A 5,126-nucleotide genomic window follows, 5' to 3' on the forward strand; every position below is an offset into this window, starting at 1 on the left:
AGACGTTCCTCGGCATCGATCAGGAAAGCGACGAGCGTGGCGTAACGGCGTGATGGCGTGTAGCGCTCGATCATCGAGGCCGGAGATATCCGGCCTTCCCGGACGTATTGGGGTCGGTACACAGAACGGACCCAGATATACGCTAAGGTTTTGCCGTGCCTTCGACGGCGCGCATCTGGCGAAGCGGTCTGAGCGCGGTGGATGGCGCATCGGGATCGGTCCAGAGGTAATCGCCGGTGAGATTGATATGCTGCCAACCGAGCGGTGATAGGTGTTGCAGCAGGTCCGGCGGGACCGGCCGGCCGAGGTTGGCGAGATGCATCCGGGCGGCTTGCAGGTAGGTCGTGTTCCACAGGACGATGGCACCGGCGACGAGGTTCAGCGCGCTCGCCCGATGGCTTTGGGCTTGCAGCGCATGATCGCGGATACGGCCGATGCGATGGAAGAAGATGGCGCGTTTCAGGGCATTTTCCGCTTCTCCCTTGTTGAGTTCGCGGGTGGCGCGGCGACGCTGTTCGGGCTGCTCGATCCAGTCGAGCGTGAACAGGGTACGCTCGACGCGACCGATCTCGCGCAACGCCAGTGCCAGGCCGTTGGCGCGTGGATAGGAGCCGAGCCGTTCCAGCATGATCGAGGCGCTGACGACGCCTGTGCGGATCGAGGTTCCCAGTCGCAGCACGTCGTCCCAGTGTGCCTCGATCAGACCTTCGTCGATGCGGCCCGCGACCAGCGGCGCAATATCGGGGCCGGGTTCGATGCCGTTAAACAGGTGCAAACGGCGTGCGGCGATATTCGGGATACGCGGCGCGAACCGGAACCCAAGCAGATGACATAGCGCGAACACATGGTCGGAGACGCCCCCGCCATCGACGTGATGCTCTTCGATGTGCAGATCGGCGCCGTGGTGGAGCAGCCCGTCGAGCACCTGTGCCGCCTCGCTCGCCGAAGCGGAGATAACTGTGGAATGGAACGGCGCGTAGCGATCCGAGACGTGGCTGTAAAAGGAGACAGCCGGCTCTGTCCCCTTGTGCGGATTGACTGCGCCGGTTGCCTGGGCGCGGCGGTCGAGCGGAAAGTTCTGACCGTCTGAGCTGGACGAGGTGCCGGACCCGAACAGCGCGGCCAGCGGCGCGGTGTGTTGGGCGTCGACAAGCCGGGCGAGCGCGCGACCGTAGGTTTCCTCGCGCAGATGCCACGAGGCGAGCCAACCGAGTTGGCGCTGGGTCACGAGATTGCAGGCTTCCGCCATGCGCGTATGGCCCAGATTGGTGGCATCGGCGAGCACCGCCGTGAGGATCGCACGTGGTTCATCCGCGGCACGGCCACTTTGCAGATGCGTGAAGCACTGGCTGAACCCGGTCCATCGATCGACTTCGGCAAGAAGGTCGGTGATGCGGATCGCGGGCAGATGCGCATAGAGCGGCGCAAGGGCGGTATCGGATTCCTCGGGAGTAATCGCCTTCAAGGGCGAAATCCGCAGCCTGCCCAAGCTGAGCTGCACGTCTTCCAGCGCGTCCGTCTCCGCCTTTCGCTCGACCTCGGCCAATCGACGGGCGAGGCGGGCGCGTCGTTCGGCCAGCCAGATATCGGCCGTATCCGGTGCCGGTATCGGCAAGGGGCCGGCCGCGCGCATGTTGGCGAATACGGGGGCAGGAATGAGTTGCTGCTCGACAGCACGATAGCGTCGGCTTCCCTCGACCCACATGTCGCCGGCGCGAAGCCGGTCGCGAAGCTCGACCAGCACGCACAATTCATAGATCCTGCGATCGGGAATGCCGGTGCCGATCGCCCGACGCCAAGCTTGCCGGATGAAGCCGACTGGCGTGCCTGCAGGCAATTTGCGCAGATGACCAAAATGAAGGTCGCGCATGATCGCGACCGCTCGCGCGAGCGCATGGCAGGCTGGCACCGCCCCGAATGTGAACGAGGCGATGAACGAGGGACCGACCTGTCGGAGGACGGGGTAATTGGTCGCGGCGACCGCGACGGGATCGACCGAATCGGGGCGGATCAGCTTGCGGGCTTCATCGACCTCGCGGCCGAGATCATTCCATCCGATCGCTGCCTCGACCGCAGCGCCGATATCGCCACCTGATATCTTGGCGGCGAGCAAGGCAGCGCCGAGTTGGGCAAGCAGCCGGATTTTGCCGTTGATGGTGCGCCGGTTGCGCTTGAGTGTCGTGTCCGCGCTGTTCTGTTCGCGCCGGAACATCTGCCCAAGCAGGCGATCGAACATCAGCACCGCATCGTCGGTGAGGGTAACGATGGTTTCGAGGATGGTCGCCACCAATGTGGCGCGACGCCGCGTCGCTTGCAGCGTCCGAACATGTTGCGCGGTCAGCCGCACGCCTTCCTGGCACAGGCGTCGGAGGCGCTCGGGATGGACGCCTACGGCGATATCCGGATCGATCCCGATGGCCCGAAGCAGTGTCAGTCGCTCGATGATGGCGGCGAATGTCTTTCGGCCGGGCTTGCCGGGTGACTGCCGCACCCAGGCCAGATCGCTCAAGTTCGTGCCTGTGTGGGGCAGGAGAAGCGCATCGAGCAGCCGGCGCTGTCGAGCATCGAGTCCTCGGGTCAGATGCTCGGCGACATGGCGTTCGGCATCGAGCAACGCCTGTGCGACCATCCGCTCGACCGAACTGATGCCCGGCACAATGATGCGCCGTCGCCGGCACTCATCCAGCATCACGCGCGCCAGCCTAGCCCCGCTGGTCGTCGTCAGCGCGATCGGCAGGAGCCATTCCTGCAACGTCGTTCGCAGCGGCCGACTGAGCGGCATGAAGCCGAATGCATCGCGCAGTGCATCGAGCTGTTCGTACCGGGTCGGGCCGCGCGTCGCGTAGTCGGCCAGCACCTCGGGTCCGACCTGCAATTGCTCTGCGACGAACGCGAGCGGCGTATCAGGGATCAGTTCACCGGGTCGCAGGAAACGGCCAGGATAGCGCAGCGCGCAAAGCTGGATCGCGAAACCCAGCCGGTTATGCGGTCGCCTCCGGCGGACGATGATGGCCAAGTCGTCCCGGCTCAATGTCCAGTGCTGGACGAGCAGGGTTTCGTCGTCGGGAAGCGCGAGCAACGCCGCGCGTTGCTCGTCCGACAGGACGGCGCGACGCGGCATCGGCTTAGACCTTGGCCGGTGCGGTCCAGCCGATCCGGGCAAGCGTGCCGAGAAGGGTCGAACGCGGCACCTTGAAGGTCCGGCAGACGGACGCCTTGCTGGCCCCGCCATCCAGCGCGGCGGTGATCCGCTCGAGCGTTTCGGCGTCGATCATCGGCGGGCGGCCACCTTGGCGTCCCCGGCGTTTGGCAGCAGCCAGTCCCGCCATCACCCGTTCGCGCGTGAGCGCACGCTCATATTGTGCCAATGCACCGAACAGCGAGAACAGCAATTCGCCGTGCGGCGTGGTCGTATCCATCTGCTCGGTCAGCGACCGGAACGCGATGCCGCGCGCCTTCAGATCGGTGACGATCGTCAGCAGGTGCGGCAGCGAGCGTCCGAGCCGGTCGAGCTTCCACACGATCAGTGTGTCGCCCGCGTTCAGATAGTCGAGGCAGGCTTTCAGGCCTGGTCGGTCGTCGCGCGCGCCGGATGCCTTGTCGGTATGGAGATGCCGATGATCGACCCCGGTTGCGACGAGCGCGTCCCGCTGGAGATCGACCGTTTGGCGGTCATCGGTCGTTGACACCCGCATATATCCGACCAGCATGTACGACAAACCCTCGAAAGCATGTTTTCGAACACCCTATCAAAGCGACAGGGTTTGTCGATCGTTATGGGCTGAGGCGGGTATGGTTCGGCAAAAGCGCAGGTCCGGAGCGTCGCCTATCACCTGTTTGCCGTCACGCGTCTGCTGTCCGTATGGACGCAAGTAGAAGGCACGCTGATGCCGCAAGAAGCACCAGGTCCTTCAACAGGAACTGTCCGGTTCCGGCCGAAATCGCCGGGAACCCGCCAGCGGTCGGCTCGGCGACGCCAGGCGTGCTCAGGAAAAACGTCAGTGTCACGGCATAAGTCAGGCATGACATCGCCGCGCCGAGAGCGGAGGCCGTCTTGTTGAAAGCACCGATAATCAGCGCAGCGGCCGTCGCGAGCTCGACGGTGCCTATAAAATAGCTTCCACCCTGCACCCCAAAAACGGCCGGAATCCAGCTCATGATCGGACTGTTCTTCATCAATGGCGCGATGCCCATCGCTTCATAGCTCGTGAATTTCATGCAACCGAACCAGAGAAAGATGACCACCAGCGCCCAGCGCAGCAACGCGAGAGACCCGCGAGAGCCGGTCGTCTTTTCAGCTATGTGTAATGTCGAAAACATGGTGCCTCGCTTTCATCATGGCGCATGACCTGCCTTCATGCACAGGCGTGATATATGCGCTGCGCATACACTATGCGCCGTCAATGAATGAGGCAACCCTTTGAACGTACTCTCGGACCGGCTCGTCAATCTGTTCGGCGCCCTCGCAGTGGGCATCACCGATCGAATTAAGAAGGCGGCATTCGACCCGACGATACCCGGCGGTGGCGAAACCACCGCGGCGATCGTCGTCATCGGTCACGCGACCGGTCTTTCGATCGACGAATTAGGACGGGTGCTAGGCTTGTCCCACGCGGGGACGGTGCGGCTTGTCGATCGATTGGTTGCAGCCGGGTTCGCCGTTCGATCCAAAGCGCTACGGGACCGTCGTGCAGTAGCGCTGATGCTCACTGAGGCAGGCGAGACTCGCCTATCTGCGATCCTGCAACGAAGAAACGAGACTTTATCCGAAATCCTTAGCCATGTCTCGAATGCTGACCGCCTCGTGCTGGAACGTATTGCCGAGACAATACTTGCGCAGATGTCTGACGACGCTGTCTCGGCGCTGACGATATGCCGGCTCTGCGACGAGAGGCGATGCTACAACTGTCCGATGGATGCCTTTGGAATGCTGGAGTCGTCGACGCATAGAGTCGACCCATAAGTGCGCGCAGAGACGCTTAGCGTATATCTGTGCCCGTTCTATGTCCTGACCCCGTATTGGTGAAAGCGGTCGATGTGAATGCGCTTGGCGACGACGGGATCAATCCCGATCTGTCGAACCTGTCTCAACAATTCCAGAATGCGCTTGATGTGATCCGGCTTGA

At 63.1% G+C, this 5,126-nt stretch carries 4 protein-coding genes; 1 reads left to right on the forward strand and 3 read right to left on the reverse strand.

What is annotated here, in order from left to right:
- Nucleotides 1-142 precede the first annotated feature (142 nt).
- The 3 genes from GVI59_RS18300 to GVI59_RS18310 all read right to left on the reverse strand — a co-directional run bounded on the left by GVI59_RS18300 (nt 143) and on the right by GVI59_RS18310 (nt 4,320).
- Nucleotides 143-3,121 (reverse strand): Tn3-like element ISMpo10 family transposase, encoded by a 2,979-nt coding sequence (locus GVI59_RS18300; protein ID WP_012449407.1) that lies wholly within the window; start codon nt 3,119-3,121, stop codon nt 143-145.
- 4 nt (nt 3,122-3,125) lie between these two features.
- The gene (locus GVI59_RS18305) at nt 3,126-3,710 is read right to left on the reverse strand and encodes a recombinase family protein (protein ID WP_010339849.1); all 585 of its coding nucleotides are present in this window, start codon (nt 3,708-3,710) and stop codon (nt 3,126-3,128) included.
- 133 nt (nt 3,711-3,843) lie between these two features.
- Complete coding sequence (locus GVI59_RS18310; RefSeq protein ID WP_010339850.1) at nt 3,844-4,320, reverse strand: YkgB family protein; 477 nt, start codon at nt 4,318-4,320, stop codon at nt 3,844-3,846.
- 100 nt (nt 4,321-4,420) lie between these two features.
- On the opposite strand from GVI59_RS18310, the gene GVI59_RS18315 reads away from it, so the two are divergent.
- Entirely contained in the window at nt 4,421-4,963 is a 543-nt protein-coding gene (locus GVI59_RS18315) for a MarR family winged helix-turn-helix transcriptional regulator (protein ID WP_010339851.1), read from the forward strand.
- Nucleotides 4,964-5,126: the final 163 nt, after the last annotated feature.

Origin of the sequence: Acetobacter sicerae, assembly GCF_011516765.1 — a bacterium.
Classification (GTDB): domain Bacteria; phylum Pseudomonadota; class Alphaproteobacteria; order Acetobacterales; family Acetobacteraceae; genus Acetobacter; species Acetobacter sicerae.

Excerpts from the sequence above, each read along its gene's own strand:
- GVI59_RS18310 (WP_010339850.1), bottom strand. The coding sequence starts at position 4,320 with ATGTTTTCGACATTACACATAGCTGAAAAGACGACCGGCTCTCGCGGG.
- GVI59_RS18300 (WP_012449407.1), bottom strand. The coding sequence starts at position 3,121 with ATGCCGCGTCGCGCCGTCCTGTCGGACGAGCAACGCGCGGCGTTGCTC.
- GVI59_RS18305 (WP_010339849.1), bottom strand. The coding sequence starts at position 3,710 with ATGCTGGTCGGATATATGCGGGTGTCAACGACCGATGACCGCCAAACG.